This is a genomic window from Flavihumibacter fluminis (genome assembly GCF_021491375.1).
Taxonomy (GTDB): Bacteria; Bacteroidota; Bacteroidia; order Chitinophagales; family Chitinophagaceae; genus Flavihumibacter; species Flavihumibacter fluminis.
Window position 1 is genome coordinate 626,018 of record NZ_JAKEVY010000001.1, and the last position, 18,834, is coordinate 644,851.

Sequence of the window (18,834 nt, forward strand, 5' to 3'; positions counted from 1 at the left end):
GATACCTGGAAATTTTTTGGATCTAAATGAACCTTACGCACAGCGGCATTACTGTATTTTTCAATCAACCAATCTACTGAATCAGATGGAGCATAATAATCCTTATATCATCCATAGATCCTCCATTTAATCATTTATATTCTGTAATTTAAGAAGCAGCTACAATCTTTCACAAAAAGTAACCGTGAACGTATACTCAGTTAATAATACCCATAAACGAAAAAACCGCTTTATCAAAATTACTGGCATCCTGTTGCTTTTGATATTAGCAGGTTTCCTTTCCTTTAATTTCAGCCCCTGGCCATCTACCCTCCTTATTCGGTATGCGTTTAATAAAGAGGCCGTTAAAATGAATGCGGCATTGGAAAAGCATGTTCCACCTGGTATTAAAGAAATGAAAGATATTCCATACGATCCTTTAGATCAATCGGTAATGTTGGATCTGTATTTTCCTTCCAATAGAGAAGTGGATTCACCACGGCTTCCCCTGGTTGTCTGGTTTCATGGGGGAGGACTAATTTCAGGCAATAAGGAACAGGTTGGAAATTATTGTAAAATTCTGGCAGCAAAAGGCTTTGCAGTAGCATCGGTAGATTATACCATTGCACCGGAAGCCAATTATCCAATTCCCATCCGACAAGCCAATGCTGCACTTGCCTACCTGAGCAGCAGGGCAACTGACTACTCTATCAACAACACTAAAATCTTCCTTGCCGGAGATTCTGGCGGCTCCATGATTGCCGCCCAATTAGCCAACCTGCTATCCGACAAGCGTTATGCAGATTCTTTGGGCATTCAACCTTCTATTGACCGTTCAGCGTTAGCAGGTATGCTATTGTATTGCGGCATTTACGATATCAGTAATCTGAATCTTTCCGGAAGCTTTGGTCAGTTTCTTCGAACGGTCCTCTGGGCCTATGGAGGCAGAAAGGATTTTGAAAATCATCCTTCCTTGCATACTGCTTCTGTCTTCAATTACATTACCAACAACTTCCCTCCCAGTTTCATTTCTGCTGGCAATAACGACCCTTTGTTACTTCAATCTACCAGCCTGGCCAGAAAATTGGCAGTCTTGCAGGTACCTGTTGATACTGTATTTTATCCCGCCAATTTTCAACCAGCCTTGCCACATGAATATCAATTCAACCTTGATATAGCTCCGGGGCAACAGGTACTGGATCGGGCCGTACTTTTTATGCAGCAAGTAGTAAAACAGCATTGAAAAATCTAGTACATCAGCTTCCTTATATTTTCTGCATATCCCCGGCTGACCTTCAGCGATAAATCATTCTTCATAACCAGGTAGGTTTCACTCTTTGCCCTATAGAGTTCCCGGATGTGATGAATGTTTACAATAAAAGACCGATGAATCCGGAAAAAAACCGACGGATTCAGTCTTTGTTCAAGCACCCCAATTCCAAAATTGCTTAGGTAAAATCCTTCTCCCGCATATACCCTGGTATAATCCTTTTCCGCTTCCAGGTACATTATTTCATCCGTAGCGAGACTGATCATTTTCTGACCCGCTTCCAAAAAGATACGGTCATAAAATGCGGGAGCAGGCTCTCCGGCACATTCAGCCATAGCTGTAATGCGGGCCTGGCTGTATCGATTTTGAAGCTTCGCTTTATCCACCGCCCGCCTGAAACGATCGCGTGTATAGGGTTTAAGTAAATAATCAACCGCGTTGGTATCAAATGCCTTCAATGCATATTGGTCATATGCGGTTGTAAACACAATCTGAGGAATGTGAACCAGTTGCCGTATCACCTGGAATCCACTCAAACAGGGCATCTGAATATCCAGGAATACCAGATCCGGTTCCATCCGATTGATGGCAGCCACAGCCTCCAGCCCATCCCGACACTCACCAATAATCTCCAGTTCAGGATAGTCATTCAGGTATTGCCGGATAAGGACCCTCGCTGCATCTTCATCATCTATAATCAATACTGTTCCTCGATGCATAATAATGAATAGGGATTTTAAAAGAAAAAATTAAACCGGATGGTTTATGCCTGCTGATCTGTATTTTCTCATTATACAATTTCTCCAGCCTTAGCATGGTATTGCGCAATCCAATACCTCCAAACTTTGTCATTGCGCTGAGGTCACCCTCATATCCTATGCCCGAGTCACTTACATAAATTACCACAAAACCGTGGCTTTCCCGGCAGGCTATTTTGATCTTACCTCCAGTTTTGGAAGGTCCAATTCCATGTTTAATTGCATTTTCTACCAATGGTTGTAACAACATCGGAGGGATCGCTGCATCTGTAACTGTTTCATCCGCCAGTATCTCCACCTGAAGACGGTGCGTGAATCGCTCTTTTTCCAACGCAAGGTAGTTTTCAATAAATTGCAACTCCGAAGCCAACGGTACAAGATCCTCTCTTGTTGAACGCAATGCATAACGAAACGTATCCGCCAGTTTTGCAATCAGGATACGGGTCGCTTCCTGCTCCGGCAGTACCGTTGCACTGATACTGTTGAGGGTATTAAATAGAAAATGAGGCTGAATCTGGGCCTTTAGTGCTCCAACTTCAGCCTGATAGGCAAGTGAAAGCAACTCCTTTTCCTTTTTTATCTGCTGTTGCGAACGGCACCAGAAAAAATACGCATAGAAACCCGAGAACTGGATTACATAAAAAATATAAGGAAGTGCGATATCCATCCAGAGCATGGAACGACCTATTTTCATTTCCATCCCTCCTGCTTCCAGCAGCTTATAGGGAAGTATCCCGCCCAATAACAGATAGATGCTAACTGTCAGGAGATGCAACCAGATCGTAGCTGAAACAGAACGATCTTTTAGCTTTCGGAAATAAAACCACCATAAAACAGCAATGATTCCAATCCTTACGGCATAACTCACTATTAACTCAATTCCAACAGCACTGATAAAATGAGCCGTATCGGTTGTTTTTCCGGAAGCATTGTAGGTTAGAATGAAAAAATAAAACAACAGGAATAGCGAGCAGAATCCGCTCCAGACAAGTAGTTCACCCAAGGATATTTGCCAAAACAATTTTTTGCTGAATCTACTTTGCATACATTTTGTTACAGATCTAATGTAGGCAAAGCCTGCCGAGCTTCATTGCACTGTCAGATGAACGGTACTATCCACACACTAATGGTTTCCGAAATTCCTGAAATTATCTAGCTTTCACCCTGAAAACGCCCCGGATCGGCAATGAAAAGTCATCGTCGCAATCACGGTTCCTGTAAACCCTGCCATTAAATTCACCCTGGATAAAGGTTACACCATCTTCTTCTATCACTTCTGCTGCTACAGCACCAGGTGATGCCACATCGTCGCAGGCATGTGTAGAGATATATCCATCAGTCAGGGTCAGTACATATCCCATCACACCCGTACCGTCTTTTAGGTCCTGGTTCCAGGGATACACCCTGCTTTTCAGTTCCGCTCCCACCCCCATCATGAGCGATATACTCGGAGTACCACTGGAGGTTTTATGGGCGCCCACCACAGACAGAATGCCATCCTGATGCACAAAATAATGAGCGGGAAAATTGATTTCGTCATTCCCGGCTGTTGCAATAAAATAAGTCTCCTGATAAAAACGTACTCTTTTGTAAATCTGTAATTGTTGTGAAAGCCGGATTCGGGGAAGTGTATCTTCTGGTACAACCCTGTTTAAATCGACTGAAATCGTCACATTTGCGGCACCATTAACCTGGACTGGCGCTTTGAACGTTGCTCCTGACTTATCCTCTTTCACAGAGAGTTCTCCTTGTCCGGTCAACATCCAGTTGGATAATTTGTTTTTATCATTCAACGGTCTGCTCTTACCAATTGCCCGTTCTTTATGTTCAGGTGCCAGCAGGTAAGTATCAGCAATTTTGATACTTAGCTTTGATTCTGCACCAGCTTTTACCTCATCCGGATCAGCAGTTAACCGGAACAGTGCAAAGGGTGCCCAATCCGAAAATCGGTTTGTCGTAACCGTTAGTTTCCGATTGGCAGCATCCAGGCTGGTTTCAGTCATAAATGACCATACCCCATCATTTTTCTGATAGGCAAGGAAGAGCGCATCTTCAGCAGTTCCGGCAACATCCTCTTCAGAATAGGTATAGATCAGTTCAATGGGTTTACCTAACGATAGTTCCTCCGGTAATAATCGATAGGCTGTCAACCGGCCACCGGGCAGGGTGTTTTCTATGGGTTGAATACTAATTACGGTACCTGCTGAAACGGCACCTGCAGGCAGTTTCAAGAGGAGTTTACCATCGGCAGATTTTAATTCACCACCGGAAGCAGGGATGGTCGAACTTACCGGATTGCCCAAAGCAGTTCCACGTGGTCTTATTTCAGGAGTGGGCATGATGGCACCGGGACCTTCATTTTCCCGATTGCAGGATGCATATGAAAATAGCAGTAGCAGTGCTGAATTGATCAGCAGGTAAAAAAGCCGGGATCTTGTTTTCATATCAGGGCATTTCAATTTTTACATCAATGGATCTCCAGTTGCCGGTATAGGCGGCGGTGCTGCTTGCCTGGGCGCCATCCGGATTAAACCATATAGTTGTGGAACCTACTGACTGCTTGGGTGACAAACCAAAACTGGAACTGGCATAGGGACCAATCTCTTTCAAGCGAAGGTCTCCACCACCAACAAGGCGCGCAGAAATTTTATAGCGGCCGACCGGTATATTAACGATTGTAAAATTGAGATTAGCTGTTTTCTTTCTGATTACAATCGTTTTTCGTTCTGCAGCGTGAAACAGCCATTCTTCGGGTTCAAGCCGGAGTTCAAATTCAGCACCTTCCAGTAGTGCACCGGCAGGTGCCCATATATCGCCAGGTTCTTTGGTATCGTAACTGATGAATATGCTTCCGCCAAAATAGTTGCGTCCAAACCAGGGCTTTTCACTGACGGCATCTGATTTACCTCTGCCGTAGGGAAGTAAGACAAAGTTTTTTACCACTCCGGCTTCAGATGCAAATGAATTCAGTGTTGAATCGGCAGGAAATAAACCAATGGCTGCTCTGCCGGCGCCGTAATCAATGGTATAAGCTGCAGAGAAAAATTCTGCTGTACCGAATGGTATGGTGAATTCATAATATCCTTTGTCATTGGTAACACCAGTACCATTAGAATAAACACCACCTACAACCGAAGAGCGAATACCAATATGTGCTCCGGCAACTGGTCTGCCATAACTGTCCTTTACATACCCAAGGGCTTTTCCTGGTTTAACTGATAGCGATTTGAATGCAGGCAATGGCTTGCGCTGATTGCCCATCACATTTACATGATCTGCATTTTCGGAAAGCAAAAAACTGGCGGTTGTTTGCGGCAATGCGCTGAAGGCGAGTTCCTCAAGAATCCTATCGGTAGGCTCGGGATCAGGACCTTCGTTTTCTTTTTCTGTGGTACAGGCGTACAGGGTAATGACACCCAGGAGTACCAGGGGGATAAGGTGTTTCATGAAAGCAAATTGCAGCAGGCAAAACTTGCCTCCATGTAAAATCCGACAAGTTGCAAATAGAACCGACGGGTAACGAAGACTTCCATAAATTCAGTACATTGATAGTTCAAACTCCCGATGAAATATGATCACCATAGACAACTACCTGGATAGCCATTTTATTCATCGTAGTAACTGGCTAAGAGCTGCAGTACTGGGTGCAAACGATGGAATTATTTCTATTTCAAGTCTGGCCATTGGTGTGGCAACCGCAAGCACCGAAAGGGATCCTATTCTGCTGGCAACCATTGCTGGACTTGTGGCTGGGGCGCTATCAATGGCAGCGGGGGAATATGTTTCAGTAAGTTCACAAACCGATATTGAAAAAGCAGATATTGAAAGAGAAAAGCTTGAATTGGAACAAATGCCCGAAACCGAATTATCCATCCTTGCCCAGATCTATGAAAAGCGGGGGTTGAAAAAAGAAACCGCCTTACAAGTGGCGAAAGAGTTGACAGCAGCGGATGCGTTGGGCGCACATATCCGTGACGAGTTAGGCATCAATGAAATTAGCCAGGCAAAGCCGATCCAGGCAGCCCTGGCATCCGGTGCGGCATTTACAGCCGGAGGTATCCTGCCACTATTGGTAACACTCTTTGCACCGGTCTCCAATATGGAATACTTCCTATATGGTTTTACGATGCTTTCCCTGATTATCCTTGGAGCCGTTTCCGCCAAAACAGGCGGATCAAGCATCAGTAAAGCGATCATTCGGATTGTTATCTGGGGAACAATTGCCATGGTATTATCAGCAGCGGTTGGATATATGTTTGGGGTACAGGTGTAGGGCCTGATTTGACCCAACTAAAAATCCCCCGACAAATGTCGGGGGATTTTTTTCGTGCCCAGGACTGGATTCGAACCAGCACACCTCGCGGCGCCGCCACCTGAAGACGGTGCGTCTACCAATTTCGCCACCTGGGCATCCGTTTGATGTTTAACGGGGAGCAAATATAGGAAATCAAGGATTCCTTCCAAAAAATCAATGTCCGTTTCAAAACTTTTTTTCATCCCATCACTCCGCCGCGGCGGATGTTACCCGACCGGTGAATTGGATTTCCAGCCAATCATCGTTACACCCAGCACAACCAGCACAGTTCCCAGGATCTGTGGGCCATGCACCGGTTCACCAAGAAAAAAATAGGCCTGGGCAATGGTGGAAACCGGACCAATGGAGGAAATGATCGCAGCATTATTGCTGCCAATCCGCTTCATACCGGCAGTCAGAAAAAAAGAGGGCAATACCGTGGCAAAAATTGCCAACATTACCCCGAATTGAACCTTCTCTCCTGTCCAGTCGAATCCACCTATGCCCTTCTCAACCAGGTAATGTAAAAAGATTCCGCCTGATGCCGCTAACATGGCATACGCGTTAAACCGAGTTGCACCCACTTTGGGTATCATTCGCCCACTTCCGGCCAGGTAACCGGCATAGGTAATCGCACATATAAAAATCATAAGGGAGCCGAAAAAGAAACCCTCCTTTCCATAGTCAATCTGCAATTCACCATAATAGGCAATGCCAATTCCCAGGTAGGTAATCAGCAATGCCCAGCCCTGCCTCCTGCTCAGGTTCTGCCGAAATAAGAAATAATTAATGAATGCCGTAAAACTGGGATATAAAAACAGGATCAACCGCTCCAATGCGGCAGAAATAAATTGAAGCCCGATAAAATCAAACCAACTGCTGGCATAATAACCCAGCAATCCGCAAATAACTACCCACATCCAATCCCGCCTCGAAACCGGCGTACCCCCCTCCTGCCGGCTGTTCCACCAGGCCACCGCAACAAAAAAAGGCACCGAAAACAACATGCGCAACATCAGCAGGCTGATCGCATCAATCTGCACTTCGCGATAAGCCAGCTTCACCATTACGGCCTTTGTCGAAAACAAGACTGCACCGGCAAAGGTCAATACAAACCCCCACCAGTGCAGTTGCTTATGTGCTCCAGTTCCCACTTAAACGCTCACGTTGAAATCACGCAGCGCATCGTTCAGGCTGGTTTTTAAATCGGTACTTGGTTTCCGCTGTCCAATGATCAGCGCACAGCTCACCTGGTATTCTCCTGCTGCAAATTTCTTGGTATAAGAACCCGGAATCACAACACTTCGGGCTGGCACTCTTCCCTTGAATTCGATAGGTTCTGGACCACTTACATCAATGATCTTGGTGCTCTGAGTTAATACTACGTTCGCGCCCAGTACAGCTTCTTTCTCCACGATAACACCCTCCACTACAATACAACGGGATCCTATGAAACAACCATCTTCAATGATCACAGGAGCTGCCTGTAAAGGCTCCAGTACACCCCCAATTCCAACACCGCCACTCAGGTGTACGCCTTTACCAATCTGTGCGCAACTCCCCACGGTTGCCCAGGTATCCACCATGGTGCCTTCATCTACATAGGCACCGATGTTTACATAACTTGGCATCATCACTACATTGCGACCCAGGAAAGCGCCATAGCGGGCGATAGCATGCGGTACGGCACGAACTCCCAGTGATGCATAGTTTTTCTTCAGCAACATCTTATCGTAAAACTCAAAGGGTCCAAGTTCGTAGGTCTGCATCTGCTGAATGCCGAAGTACATCAGGATGGCCTGTTTCACCCACTCATTCACTACCCATCCATTCTCACCCGGACTCGCCACACGAAGACGACCTTTATCCACTTCTTCGATTACGGCACGAACCGCATCTGCATAATCTGCTTCTTTGAGCAGTTCCCGGTTGCCCCAGGCTTCCTGAATCATTGCTTGTAAAGACATCGGTAAAGAAAATTTTTGCAAACATAGGGCAAATGAACGTTGCACGGCCTGCTTACAATATTCTTATGCCAACTCCCACCTGGAATCCTTTATTCTTCCAGGCCTCATTCACATCACCTGAGCTGATATCATTAATATTGGTAAAGTATCTACCGGTAATATGAAAGCCGCCAAAATTCAGTTGCGCTCCACCTACTAAGGATACCACTCCGGCATTAAAAGCATCACGCCCATTTTCCAGCAGATTCTTATCCTGGTTCAGTAATACTCCGAATTGTGGTCCCGCATGCAGGGAGAACCAATCCAGCAACCGATAATTCAGCGTAATTGGAATAGCCAGGTAATTCAATTTCACTTCCTGCCGGTTGGAACCATTTGCCGGAAAATTAATGATGTCTTCAAAATCATCGGCAGTACGTGTTCTGTATTCGGTCCACATTACCTCCGGTTGAATGAACCATTTTTTTCCTAATCCCACTTCCGCAAATCCGCCAAGCTGATAGCCATAATTGAATTCATCTGTCATGGCTTTTCCATCTACCTTGGTCAAATTAGCACCGCCTTTAATTCCGAAATGGAGCCCCTGTGCCTGTGTTAAGGATACGGCCAACAAGGCCAATACGAGCAAACTGAGTTTGGATTTCATAACGTTGGTTTTGTGGAAAATTAGCGCCAATTGTATGCCAACGGCTATGCATGCCTGTTAAATAAAATGCAAACAAAACAGGATTAAACCTTTCACATTTGACTTGGTCAAACGAGCTCCAAAATCGTGATCTCCGGCAAAATGCCTACTCTACCCGGATAACCAATGAAGCCGAAGCCCCGGTTTACATAGAGTTTCTGACGATCGGTTTCATAGAGTCCGGCCCATTGCTTGTAAACATATTGCACCGGGCTCCACCTGAACCCGGGTAATTCAACGCCGAATTGCATCCCATGTGTATGGCCACTAAGTGTCAAATCAATATCAGGATAGGTTTCCCGCACTTCTGCATCCCAATGACTGGGATCATGACTCATCAGGATCTTAAATGGATATTGTTCTGCTCCTTTGTACGCGTTGGAAAGATTTCCGTATTTCGGAAAATTTGCTTTCGCTCCCCAGTTTTCAATTCCAAGCAATGCGATTTTTTCGCCTTCCCGCTCCAGCACCACATGTTCATTCATTAATAACCGCCAGCCCATGTCTGCATGCAGCTGGATCAGATCAGCAAGATTCTGTTCCTTAGCGGCTCTTGATTCCCATTGATAATAATCGCCATAATCATGATTTCCTAAAACGGAATACACCCCAAGCGGGGCCTTCAGTTTTGAAAAGATCTCTTTGTAAGGCTCCATTTCCACCGCACGATCATTCACCAGATCACCGGTAAATAAAATGATATCAGGATTCAATTGCTGAATGCGATCCACTCCTTTCTGCACGGCTACGGGATCAGTAAAACTTCCGCTATGGATATCGCTGATCTGCAAAATCCGTAAGCCTTTGAATGCGGAGGGCAGGTTTCCATAGGACAATCGGTGACGCTTAACCGAATAATTGTATTTATTCGTAAAGCCGTACATAAACGTACCAAAAAGCGTAGATCCGGCAGCCAGTCCCAGCCAACTGAGGAAAGCAGAGCGACTGATTCCCTCCTCTTTTTCATCGGATGCAGCCCTTGCTTTGGGGATAACCTTGCCCGCTGTAAATTGTACACCTCTGCGGACATCATCTACCAGGAAAAACACACTCGCTATTAACTTTGAGAAAAAGAGTCCGACAATGGTGGCAAATACATAAGAACGTACAGCCTTAGGCCAGTTATCTGCCCCCAGTTGGGGCATAAAAACAAAAACAACAGCCACTCCGATTGATACCACCCAGTACCCTATCAGCATGGCCTGCCGGGATCGTACTGACCAACCCTGGGTTACATGGCGTAAAACCTGGAATACGTAAAAATCAAGGATCAGCAGGAATACCAGGATCACCCATATCATGCCCGAACTTCTCATATAATCAGTTTAAAAAGCAATGAATTCATCTAGTTGCTGGTGGATGGCTTTCAGCGTAGGCTCGTCCTTGATGCTGCCATCCAGGTTCAGTAACACATTCACTACTGAAATTGGTAATTTATTATGATGCACCATCATTTTCAGGTAGTGCAGGATTCCGGTCAGGTGTTCCATACCCCTAAGGTTGCCGGCCCTTCCGGTTGAGACTCCAACCAGCAGGGCTTTTTTTCCCCACCAGCAGGACTGGATATCACTGCTGTCGAACAGCGATTTCAACACGCCGGGAATACTTCCATTGTATTCCGGAGAGATGAATATGAATTTAGCGGTCGGAATCAGGAGACTTGTCTCCAGCTCGCGGATCTGTTCATTACGGGTACTGACATCTAAATTTTCCAGGCTCAGCAGTTTGGCCTCAATGCCTTTCTGAGCCAGGAGGTCTTTGTATTGCCAGGCAATTTTAAGCGTATTACTTCCGGTACGGTTGGTTCCTGATACAATGGTGTAGTTCGAATTCATGATATGCTGCAAAAATCTGCCATTGATAACAAGCACCGCAGTGGTTTGTTCCGGTTATTTTAAGCCGAAACGTTATTTTTGCTGTCCCTGGTCAAAAAAATAGTGCAGATTATGCAATATACATATTATGGACATTCCTGTTTTTCAGTGGTGATCAACGGCAAACACCTGCTTTTTGATCCATTCATTACCTATAATGAACTGGCAAAAGAAATCGACATAACTAGTATCAAAGCGGATTATATCCTGGTTTCCCATGGCCATGCTGATCACATTGCAGATTGCATTTCGATTGCCAACCGTACCGGCGCCAAAGTGATTACCAACTGGGAAATTCACGAATGGCTGAACAAAAATGGGGTAGCCAATACACACCCCATGAATACAGGAGGTTCCTGGGATTTTGGCGATTTTAGGGTAAGATGTACCGTAGCCCAGCACTCCAGCGGACTGCCGGATGGCTCTTATGGTGGTAACCCTATGGGCTTCATCGTTTACTCTGATGCCGGTAATTTTTATTATGCCGGTGATACTGCCTTAACCCTTGATATGCAATTAATTCCGCGATGGGCAAAACTTAATTTTGCGGTCTTGCCAATTGGCGACAATTTTACCATGAACGCCTCCGATGCCCTGGCCTGCGCTGAAATGATCCAGTGCCAGCAGGTTATTGGAGTCCATTACGATACTTTCGGATTTATCAAAATTGATCACCAGGCCGCCCAGGACTTATTTTCCTACGGCGGCAAAAAATTGCACTTGGTTGCCATTGGTGAAAGTATTACGATTTAATCCCATACCCGAAAACGAAGAACGAGGAACTGAATTATGGCAAGAATCATAGGCGTAGCGAATCAAAAAGGTGGTGTAGGCAAAACCACCACAGCCATTAACCTGGCAGCGAGTTTTGCCGTACTGGAATTTCGTACCCTGCTGGTGGATGCTGATCCCCAGGCGAACAGTACTACCGGAACCGGGTTCGATCTGCATAATATCACCCAGAGCCTGTACGACTGTATGGTAAATGGTACACCGATCCGGGATGTGATCCTGAAATCGGACATTCCTCACCTGGATGTAGTGCCATCGCATATCGACCTGGTAGGTGCAGAGATCGAGATGATCAATTATCCCAACCGGGAGAATGTATTAAAAGGTATCCTGGCACCGGTATTGGAAGACTATGATTTTATCGTGATTGATTGTTCCCCTTCGCTGGGACTTATCACAGTGAATGCATTAACTGCCGCCGATTCGGTGATCGTTCCTGTCCAAACTGAGTTTTTTGCACTGGAAGGATTGGGTAAATTGCTGAATACCATTAAAATTGTACAGAACCGGCTCAATCCGGAACTGGAAATTGAAGGTATCCTGATGACCATGTACGATGGTCGTTTGCGCTTATGCAACCAGGTAGTAAGTGAAGTTCGCCGCCATTTTGATGAACTGGTATTTAATACAATCGTACACAGGAACACCCGGATCAGTGAAGCGCCTTCCGTAGGAAAACCGGTTATTCTCTATGATGCTTACAGTAAAGGATCCGTAAACTACCTGAATCTTGCCAAAGAAATCCTCCAGAAAAACAATATGACCCGCATCAGCCAGGAAGACCGCGTGATGGAAGAAGAAACCGAAGAAGGAGCAGAAGAGTAGATTTTTTGACTTTTGCCGTTTCACTTCTCACATTTCACGTTTCACGTTTCACTTTTCACTTTTCACTTCTTATCATGACCAACCCAAATAAAAAAGACGCGCTAGGAAAAGGAATTCGTTCCTTATTGCAGAATATTGATGCCGATTTAAAAAACACCTCGGGGCAATTGAAACCCCAGGTGGTGGAACAGGCAACTTCCATTGCCCGTATTCCCATTACACAAATTGAAACCAACCCCAAGCAGCCTCGTCGTGATTTTGATGAGCAGGCACTGAATGAGCTGGCTTCCTCTATCAAAATACATGATATCATTCAACCCATCACGGTTTCCAAACTGCCTTCGGGTAAATACCGGCTGATTTCCGGAGAGCGACGTTTCCGGGCATCCAAAATAGCTGGATTAAAAGATATCCCTGCCTATATCCGCCAGGCGGATGACCAACAGCTACTTGAGCTGGCATTGTTGGAAAACCTGCAGCGGGAAGACCTGAATGCAATTGAAGTGAGCCTGAGTTACAAGCGCATGATGGATGAACTGAACTACACGCAGGAACAGGTGGCTGAACGTATGGGTAAGGAAAGAAGTACCGTGGCAAATTATATTCGTTTGCTACGACTACCACCCGATATCCAGGTAGCAGTTCGGAATGCCGATATCAGCATGGGACATGCACGAGCATTGATTAATGTGGATCATGTAGATAAGCAACTCTATATTTTTAACGAAATCAAGAACAAGGGATTATCTGTTCGCCAGACGGAAGAACTGGTTCGGAAAATGTATAAGGAGGATGGTCCCGCTGTTAAAACTGCTCCAAAAACCAGCCTGCCTCCTGTATACAAGAAAATAGAGGATAATTTAGCATCCCATTTCAGTACCAAAGTGAAGCTGAACCATAACAAAAAAGGTCATGGCAGTATTACCCTGGAATATTATTCAATCCAGGAGCTGAACAAGCTGCTGGAAGCAATGGGTGTAACGGTGAATTAATTCATGAGCAGACTCCGACTGGCATTATTGCTGATGTTTTTTTCCGGATTTTTCTGGAGCAGTGAGGCAGTTGCCCATGAAGCTCCCCTGCCTTTCTTCAACTGGCGCATGAGCTTTACTGTTAGCGATGCTTCTCTTCCAAACCGTGATACCATACCTGCTAAAATAGATTCGTTGGCCCGGCCATCCGATAGTCTTTTGCAGGCTCCCAAAAAACTCCTGGCGGTTGTGGACAGCACGGGGAAAGTTGCGAGTGCAGGAAAAGACACTGCGAAAACTGCCAAAAAAATAAAAGCGCCCCATGATCCCCGGAAAGCCACCATTCGTTCCGCAATTATTCCAGGATGGGGACAGATTTATAACAGGAAATACTGGAAAGTACCTATTGTTTATGCAGCCCTGGGAATTACCGGGTATGTGTTTTTTGACAATATCAAAACCTACCGGGAAGTGCGTTTTGCTTACCAGGTAACTGTTGGCAGGGATACCGCCAGTTGGGATAAAGTGGCGCCCTATCTCAGAGTATTTGTAGAAAACAATGCAGCCTCCTCTCTCGATAACTACCGCCGGGAATTTCGCCGTAACATTGATTATTCCGTATTGGTTTTCCTTCTTTTCTGGGGCCTCAATGTTGTGGATGCAACCGTGGATGCACACCTGAAAGAGTTTGATGTGAGTCCGGAGCTTAGCATGAAACTCAAACCGCTCCTGCCCAACAACACCTACCAGTTGGGTGTAGGTAATACTGCCGGATTATCGCTGATATTTGATATTCACAAAGCGAAGCCAGGCAGGCTTTGGGTGAAATAAATGTGAGAAGGGAGAAGGGAGACAAAGGAGACAAAGGAGACAAAGGAAACGGTTGAAGGCAGTGTTCCATCTTCCATTCCTCCATCTTCCATTGCCCCTCTTCCATTCCTCCTTATCTTTGCGCGAAAGGTTGCCAACTACGTAACCTGCCAAAACTTCTAACCTTCAATTTTTTACTTTGCAAATCGCACTCATCGGATACGGGAAAATGGGCCAGGCCATTGAAAAAATCGCACTGGAAAGAGGACATACAATCGGACTTAAAATTGACGTCGACAATAGACATGAACTCAACGAGGAAAAGCTGGCAAGCATTAATGTGGCCATCGAATTTACCAGTCCGCATAGCGCATTTGACAATATCATGGATCTTTTGAAATGTAAAGTTCCCGTTGTATGTGGCTCTACCGGCTGGCTCGATAAGAAAGAAGCGGTTGATGAATACTGTTTGCAACAGCAGGGTGCTTTTCTCTATGCCAGTAATTTTTCTGTTGGAGTAAACATCTTTTTTGAACTCAATAAAAAACTGGCGGAACTGATGGCCCATCAGACAGAATACCGCGCCTCCATGGAGGAAATTCACCATACGCAGAAAAAAGATGCTCCTTCAGGTACAGCAGTTACCCTGGCGGAACAAATCCTGCACACCATTCCGTTATACAAAAACTGGGTAAATCATGCATCCGGGAAAGCGGATGAATTGTCCATCATCAGTGAACGTATCGATCCGGCACCTGGTACCCATAAGGTTAAATATGCTTCTGCCATTGATGATATTGAAATCATTCATACAGCGCATAGCAGAACGGGATTTGCTACCGGTGCGGTGATGGCCGCCGAATTTCTGCAAGGTAAGAGGGGAATTTATGGCATGAAGGATGTACTTGGCTTATGATCTCAAAAAAAACCCAATACGGCTTGAAAGCGCTGAGTTATATGGCTCAGCGGGAAAACCAGGGACCTATTCTTATCGCAGATATTTCCGTGGATCAGAAAATTCCCATTAAATTCCTGGAAGCTATTCTGCTGGACCTGAAAAAAGCAGGACTCCTCGATAGTAAAAAAGGAAAAGGCGGGGGCTATTATTTTGCCCAGCCGCCCGGGCAGATTAAAGTGGCTACAGTTATCCGCTTACTTGACGGTCCGATTGCCATGCTACCTTGCGCCAGCCTCAACTTTTACAAGAAATGCGAAGACTGCAATGAACTTACCTGTGGATTGAATCATCTCATGAAAGAAGTGCGTGATGCGAGCCTGGCCATCCTGGAAAACAGAACAGTAGCCGATCTTGCATTTCTCTAAGCTGCATATTATTCTCCCAATAAGCGGTTCACCGTTTCTTCAAACTCCTTCACATATTTCGTGTGTTCTTCCCCGGTAGCCGGACCAAAAAATCCGCTGTTTATTTTTTTTATTGAGCCATCTCTACCAACAAAAATCGTTGTTGGGAATACTTTTATCGGCGTTAACTGAGGTAATGTTTTTTCTGTACGAAGCGTATCCGAACTGGTAACACCGGTAATCAGCATGGGATATCCCACATTGAACCGATCTTTAAACTTGCGAAGGCTGGCACGGGACCGATTGATATCGGTACTGTATTCATAAGCCAGGGAAACCACTTCAAGTCCCCGCCCTTTATGTTGATCATAATACCTGCTTAAAAAACGGGTCTCATCCATACAATTTGGACACCAGGAGCCCATGATCTGAATCACTACCACTTTATTCTGGAATCGGGGATCTCGTATACTCACGGTCTTACCTTCCAGATCAGGAAAACTGAATTGTAAGGGAGGCGCATCCGGCCGAACATGTACCTGTATGCCATCAACTGGCAGACTGGCTGCTTCATTACGAATGGCAGAAAATGCTTCCACATGTTTGGGACCGGAGTAAAAATAGCCGCCTTCAATCTCATTCTCAGAACGGATATGTGCTGAAAACACATACGCATGGCTGCCATCAAAAGTGCTTAGAAACATACTATCGCCGCGTACAATGCCTTCCAGATAGCGGTAATCCCCCGAAGGAGCCAGTATGGTTCCGGTGAGATATGAGCCTTTTTGTACAAGCTGTGCAACTGCGGGACGCGGACTCCCATCCGGACGAATGATTGTCATTTCCCATTTACCTGAAATACTACCCGCTGGTGGAGCTCCGGGTTGAAAGCGATCTTTCACTCCCGGCCTGGCAATCATTGGCATTACCGATAAAACAGTGCTCGTGCCCTTTTTCCACTCCCCCTTTAACGAACCATCTTTTTGAATTTGCAGGAAAAACGCGGACTCAAAAAAAGGCAGATCAATCAAAACGGAATCCCCTTTGCGCTGAATATTGCGGACCTCCAGTCGCTCTGATGCATTGAGAATCGTCATTTCAGGTTTCCCCTTTTCATACCTCCATTCGAAATTGAAAACAATAGGCAAACCGGCTTCACGCAACAGCTCCGCCTTCCAGGTACCCGCTTTTATGGTTTGCGCCTGTCCGATGAATCCAGTCAAACTAATGAGTACTATTCCAATAAGTTTTCGCATAATCCAGTATTCTGACCGGCAATTTACGCCAGCCAGCCGGTTTACCTGTGATTTTAACAAGCCTACTGAGCTTTCAGATTGGCCAGCATATCAGCTGTCATACGCTTGAGATCGAAATCCTGTTGCCAGCCCCAATCTCTCCTTGCAATATGATCATCAATGCTCTGAGGCCAGGAATCGGCTATTGCTTGCCGGTAGTCAGGTTCATATCGCATGCTAAAATGTGGAATATGTTCCTGGATCGAAGCGGCAATTTCCCGGGGAGAGAAACTCATAGCGGAAACATTGTAGGAGGTACGAACTGTGATCTTTTCTGCCGGCGCCTCCATGAGTTCAATGGTTGCCTTAATGGCATCCGGCATATACATCATGGGCAGATACGTATCTTCCTTGAGGAAGGAGGTATACTTCCCCTCTTCCAGGGCTTCGTGAAAAATTTCAACAGCGTAGTCGGTAGTACCTCCGCCCGGGGCGGATTTATAACTGATCAGTCCGGGGTACCGCAGACTTCTCACATCCACTCCGTATCGCTGGTGGTAATAATTGCACCAGAATTCACCAGCGTATTTGGAAATGCCATACACGGTAGTAGGTTCGATAATGGTGTACTGCGGGCAGTTCTGTTTTGGGGAAGTTGGACCAAACACCGCAATGGAAGAAGGCCAGTAAACTTTAGTCAGCTTTTCTTCCCGTGCGATATCCAGCACATTCAACAAACTTTGCATATTCAGATGCCAGGCCAGATTGGGATTCTTTTCGCCCGTTGCCGAAAGGATCGCAGCCAACAGATAAATCTGCGTAATATTCTGGCGGATTACCAGCACATGTAACATCTCCTTATTGAGGGCATCAATTGATACATAGGGACCAGTACCTTTCAGCAATTCATTTTCTTCCCGAAGGTCAGAGGCGAGCACATTACTGTTTCCGTAAATCTTTCTGAGCGCCAGAGTTAGTTCCACACCGATTTGTCCACAGGCGCCGATTACCAATATTTTTTCTTTCGTCATAGCAAGCAAAATTTCGGTTGCAAACCTACATACAAAACGCTTTGGTTTTTCAACCAGCGCAATCGTTTCCCTACCCCCTGCTCCTTTCCTCATTCCACCGAGGAGGATGGTAGTCCGCCATGTGAGGAGGGTACCCACCTATGGCGGGGTGAAAGGAACCCTTATCTTTGCAGGATGGAAAAATTTCTGCAAGACCTGTTCAAGGGACAATCCTACGACGAAAAAAACTTTTTTCTGATTGCCGGCCCCTGTGTTATTGAAAGCGAAGAACTGCTTAGCGAGGTAGCAGAAAAAGTAAAAGCCATCTGCACGAAACTCGGCATCCCTTATATTTTCAAATCTTCTTACCGAAAGGCGAACCGAACCAGTGCCAGTTCCTTTACCGGACTAGGAGACGAACTCGGATTAGGTTTGCTTCATAAAACAGGTCAGCGTTTCCAACTACCTACTACCACCGATATCCATGCCCACGACGAAGCCGCCCCTGCAGCCAAATTCGCAGATATACTTCAAATACCCGCTTTCCTCTGCCGGCAAACCGACCTGTTGGTCAGCGCCGCCGAAACGGGTAAAATCATCAATGTGAAAAAAGGCCAGTTCCTGAGCGGTCCGGCTATGAAGTTTGCGGTGGAAAAAATCAGGCAGGCAGGGAACGATAAAATTATCCTTACGGAAAGAGGCACCACCTTCGGCTACCAGGACCTGGTTGTGGATTACCGCAATATTCCATGGATGAAGGAACACGGTGTGCCGGTAGTGATGGATTGCACCCACAGCCTGCAGCAACCCAACCAGACTTCCGGTGTAACGGGAGGAAATCCACAACTGATTGGCACCATCGCCAAAGCATCACTGGCAGCAGGAGCGGATGGCCTCTTCATTGAAACACATCCAAACCCGGCGGTTGCCAAAAGCGACGGAGCCAATATGTTGAAACTGGACCTGCTGGAGGAACTGCTGACCACCCTGGTAAAACTACGAAAAGCCCTATAAGCCCCCCCCTCAACAGATGATAAGACCAGGTTAAGAATTAAACCTCAT

20 protein-coding genes and 1 tRNA gene are annotated in these 18,834 nt (G+C 45.8%); 9 read left to right on the forward strand and 12 right to left on the reverse strand.

The genetic code is table 11. The features are described 5' to 3' along the window. Positions 1-184 precede the first annotated feature (184 nt). The gene (locus L0U88_RS02860; RefSeq protein WP_234864098.1) at positions 185-1,222 is read left to right on the forward strand and encodes an alpha/beta hydrolase; all 1,038 of its coding nucleotides are present in this window, start codon (positions 185-187) and stop codon (positions 1,220-1,222) included. A gap of 5 nt (positions 1,223-1,227) precedes the next feature. Here the strand turns inward: L0U88_RS02860 and L0U88_RS02865 are convergent, their stop codons facing one another. The 4 genes from L0U88_RS02865 to L0U88_RS02880 form a co-directional block, all read right to left on the reverse strand. Further along, positions 1,228-1,968 carry a LytR/AlgR family response regulator transcription factor gene (locus tag L0U88_RS02865; RefSeq protein ID WP_234864099.1) on the reverse strand — a complete coding sequence of 247 codons (741 nt, stop codon included), beginning with the start codon at positions 1,966-1,968 and terminating at the stop codon, positions 1,228-1,230. Then, positions 1,937-3,052 (reverse strand): sensor histidine kinase, encoded by a 1,116-nt coding sequence (locus L0U88_RS02870; protein WP_234864100.1) that lies wholly within the window; start codon positions 3,050-3,052, stop codon positions 1,937-1,939. Before L0U88_RS02870 ends, L0U88_RS02865 begins: the two co-directional genes overlap by 32 nt. 103 nt (positions 3,053-3,155) lie before the next feature. Beyond that, positions 3,156-4,451, reverse strand: coding sequence for a hypothetical protein (locus L0U88_RS02875; RefSeq protein ID WP_234864101.1), 1,296 nt, complete (start codon positions 4,449-4,451; stop codon positions 3,156-3,158). Between the two features lies 1 nt (position 4,452). After that, entirely contained in the window at positions 4,453-5,454 is a 1,002-nt protein-coding gene (locus tag L0U88_RS02880; protein WP_234864102.1) for an Ig-like domain-containing protein, read from the reverse strand. 124 nt (positions 5,455-5,578) lie between these two features. On the opposite strand from L0U88_RS02880, the gene L0U88_RS02885 reads away from it, so the two are divergent. Next, entirely contained in the window at positions 5,579-6,280 is a 702-nt protein-coding gene (locus L0U88_RS02885) for a VIT1/CCC1 transporter family protein (RefSeq protein WP_234864103.1), read from the forward strand. A gap of 55 nt (positions 6,281-6,335) precedes the next feature. On the opposite strand, the gene L0U88_RS02890 is transcribed toward L0U88_RS02885, so the two are convergent. The 6 genes from L0U88_RS02890 to L0U88_RS02915 form a co-directional block, all read right to left on the reverse strand. Beyond that, positions 6,336-6,417: transfer RNA gene (locus L0U88_RS02890), tRNA-Leu, on the reverse strand. 111 nt (positions 6,418-6,528) lie between these two features. Continuing rightward, a complete protein-coding gene (locus tag L0U88_RS02895) occupies positions 6,529-7,455 on the reverse strand; it encodes a DMT family transporter (protein WP_234864104.1) in 927 nt (308 codons plus the stop codon). Further along, on the reverse strand, positions 7,456-8,268 hold the full coding sequence (locus L0U88_RS02900; RefSeq protein ID WP_234864105.1) for a 2,3,4,5-tetrahydropyridine-2,6-dicarboxylate N-succinyltransferase: 813 nt from the start codon (positions 8,266-8,268) through the stop codon (positions 7,456-7,458). It lies immediately after the preceding gene. 52 nt (positions 8,269-8,320) lie between these two features. Continuing rightward, complete coding sequence (locus L0U88_RS02905; protein ID WP_234864106.1) at positions 8,321-8,914, reverse strand: porin family protein; 594 nt, start codon at positions 8,912-8,914, stop codon at positions 8,321-8,323. Between the two features lie 107 nt (positions 8,915-9,021). Next, positions 9,022-10,269, reverse strand: a complete 1,248-nt coding sequence (locus L0U88_RS02910; RefSeq protein ID WP_234864107.1) for a metallophosphoesterase — start codon at positions 10,267-10,269, stop codon at positions 9,022-9,024. Between the two features lie 9 nt (positions 10,270-10,278). Further along, the gene (locus L0U88_RS02915) at positions 10,279-10,788 is read right to left on the reverse strand and encodes an NADPH-dependent FMN reductase (RefSeq protein ID WP_234864108.1); all 510 of its coding nucleotides are present in this window, start codon (positions 10,786-10,788) and stop codon (positions 10,279-10,281) included. 111 nt (positions 10,789-10,899) lie between these two features. Between L0U88_RS02915 and L0U88_RS02920 the strand changes: the two genes are divergently transcribed. The 6 genes from L0U88_RS02920 (at position 10,900) to L0U88_RS02945 (ending at position 15,548) form a co-directional block, all read left to right on the forward strand. Beyond that, complete coding sequence (locus tag L0U88_RS02920) at positions 10,900-11,580, forward strand: metal-dependent hydrolase (protein ID WP_234864109.1); 681 nt, start codon at positions 10,900-10,902, stop codon at positions 11,578-11,580. A gap of 36 nt (positions 11,581-11,616) precedes the next feature. Next, a complete protein-coding gene (locus L0U88_RS02925; RefSeq protein WP_234864110.1) occupies positions 11,617-12,444 on the forward strand; it encodes a ParA family protein in 828 nt (275 codons plus the stop codon). 74 nt (positions 12,445-12,518) lie between these two features. Beyond that, positions 12,519-13,436, forward strand: a complete 918-nt coding sequence (locus L0U88_RS02930) for a ParB/RepB/Spo0J family partition protein (RefSeq protein WP_234864111.1) — start codon at positions 12,519-12,521, stop codon at positions 13,434-13,436. 3 nt (positions 13,437-13,439) lie between these two features. Further along, a complete protein-coding gene (locus L0U88_RS02935; protein WP_234864112.1) occupies positions 13,440-14,246 on the forward strand; it encodes a DUF5683 domain-containing protein in 807 nt (268 codons plus the stop codon). Positions 14,247-14,424: 178 nt separating this feature from the next. Further along, positions 14,425-15,141 (forward strand): 4-hydroxy-tetrahydrodipicolinate reductase, encoded by a 717-nt coding sequence (gene dapB / locus L0U88_RS02940; protein WP_234864113.1) that lies wholly within the window; start codon positions 14,425-14,427, stop codon positions 15,139-15,141. Further along, entirely contained in the window at positions 15,138-15,548 is a 411-nt protein-coding gene (locus tag L0U88_RS02945; RefSeq protein WP_234864114.1) for an RrF2 family transcriptional regulator, read from the forward strand. The genes dapB and L0U88_RS02945 overlap by 4 nt, the downstream gene beginning before the upstream one ends. 8 nt (positions 15,549-15,556) lie before the next feature. On the opposite strand, the gene L0U88_RS02950 is transcribed toward L0U88_RS02945, so the two are convergent. Together L0U88_RS02950 and L0U88_RS02955 are read right to left on the reverse strand one after the other, a co-directional pair. Beyond that, entirely contained in the window at positions 15,557-16,783 is a 1,227-nt protein-coding gene (locus tag L0U88_RS02950; protein WP_234864115.1) for a peroxiredoxin family protein, read from the reverse strand. 62 nt (positions 16,784-16,845) lie between these two features. Next, a complete protein-coding gene (locus tag L0U88_RS02955) occupies positions 16,846-17,793 on the reverse strand; it encodes an NAD-dependent epimerase/dehydratase family protein (RefSeq protein WP_234864116.1) in 948 nt (315 codons plus the stop codon). A 174-nt stretch (positions 17,794-17,967) separates the two neighbouring features. On the opposite strand from L0U88_RS02955, the gene kdsA reads away from it, so the two are divergent. After that, on the forward strand, positions 17,968-18,786 hold the full coding sequence (gene kdsA, locus L0U88_RS02960; protein ID WP_234864117.1) for a 3-deoxy-8-phosphooctulonate synthase: 819 nt from the start codon (positions 17,968-17,970) through the stop codon (positions 18,784-18,786). The last annotated feature ends 48 nt before the right edge of the window (positions 18,787-18,834 follow it).

Excerpts from the sequence above, each read along its gene's own strand:
- L0U88_RS02865 (WP_234864099.1), bottom strand. The coding sequence starts at position 1,968 with ATGCATCGAGGAACAGTATTGATTATAGATGATGAAGATGCAGCGAGG.
- L0U88_RS02870 (WP_234864100.1), bottom strand. The coding sequence starts at position 3,052 with ATGCAAAGTAGATTCAGCAAAAAATTGTTTTGGCAAATATCCTTGGGT.
- L0U88_RS02875 (WP_234864101.1), bottom strand. The coding sequence starts at position 4,451 with ATGAAAACAAGATCCCGGCTTTTTTACCTGCTGATCAATTCAGCACTG.
- L0U88_RS02880 (WP_234864102.1), bottom strand. The coding sequence starts at position 5,454 with ATGAAACACCTTATCCCCCTGGTACTCCTGGGTGTCATTACCCTGTAC.
- L0U88_RS02885 (WP_234864103.1), top strand. The coding sequence starts at position 5,579 with ATGATCACCATAGACAACTACCTGGATAGCCATTTTATTCATCGTAGT.
- L0U88_RS02900 (WP_234864105.1), bottom strand. The coding sequence starts at position 8,268 with ATGTCTTTACAAGCAATGATTCAGGAAGCCTGGGGCAACCGGGAACTG.
- L0U88_RS02905 (WP_234864106.1), bottom strand. The coding sequence starts at position 8,914 with ATGAAATCCAAACTCAGTTTGCTCGTATTGGCCTTGTTGGCCGTATCC.
- L0U88_RS02910 (WP_234864107.1), bottom strand. The coding sequence starts at position 10,269 with ATGAGAAGTTCGGGCATGATATGGGTGATCCTGGTATTCCTGCTGATC.
- L0U88_RS02915 (WP_234864108.1), bottom strand. The coding sequence starts at position 10,788 with ATGAATTCGAACTACACCATTGTATCAGGAACCAACCGTACCGGAAGT.
- L0U88_RS02920 (WP_234864109.1), top strand. The coding sequence starts at position 10,900 with ATGCAATATACATATTATGGACATTCCTGTTTTTCAGTGGTGATCAAC.
- L0U88_RS02925 (WP_234864110.1), top strand. The coding sequence starts at position 11,617 with ATGGCAAGAATCATAGGCGTAGCGAATCAAAAAGGTGGTGTAGGCAAA.
- L0U88_RS02930 (WP_234864111.1), top strand. The coding sequence starts at position 12,519 with ATGACCAACCCAAATAAAAAAGACGCGCTAGGAAAAGGAATTCGTTCC.
- L0U88_RS02935 (WP_234864112.1), top strand. The coding sequence starts at position 13,440 with ATGAGCAGACTCCGACTGGCATTATTGCTGATGTTTTTTTCCGGATTT.
- L0U88_RS02945 (WP_234864114.1), top strand. The coding sequence starts at position 15,138 with ATGATCTCAAAAAAAACCCAATACGGCTTGAAAGCGCTGAGTTATATG.
- L0U88_RS02950 (WP_234864115.1), bottom strand. The coding sequence starts at position 16,783 with ATGCGAAAACTTATTGGAATAGTACTCATTAGTTTGACTGGATTCATC.
- L0U88_RS02955 (WP_234864116.1), bottom strand. The coding sequence starts at position 17,793 with ATGACGAAAGAAAAAATATTGGTAATCGGCGCCTGTGGACAAATCGGT.
- kdsA (WP_234864117.1), top strand. The coding sequence starts at position 17,968 with ATGGAAAAATTTCTGCAAGACCTGTTCAAGGGACAATCCTACGACGAA.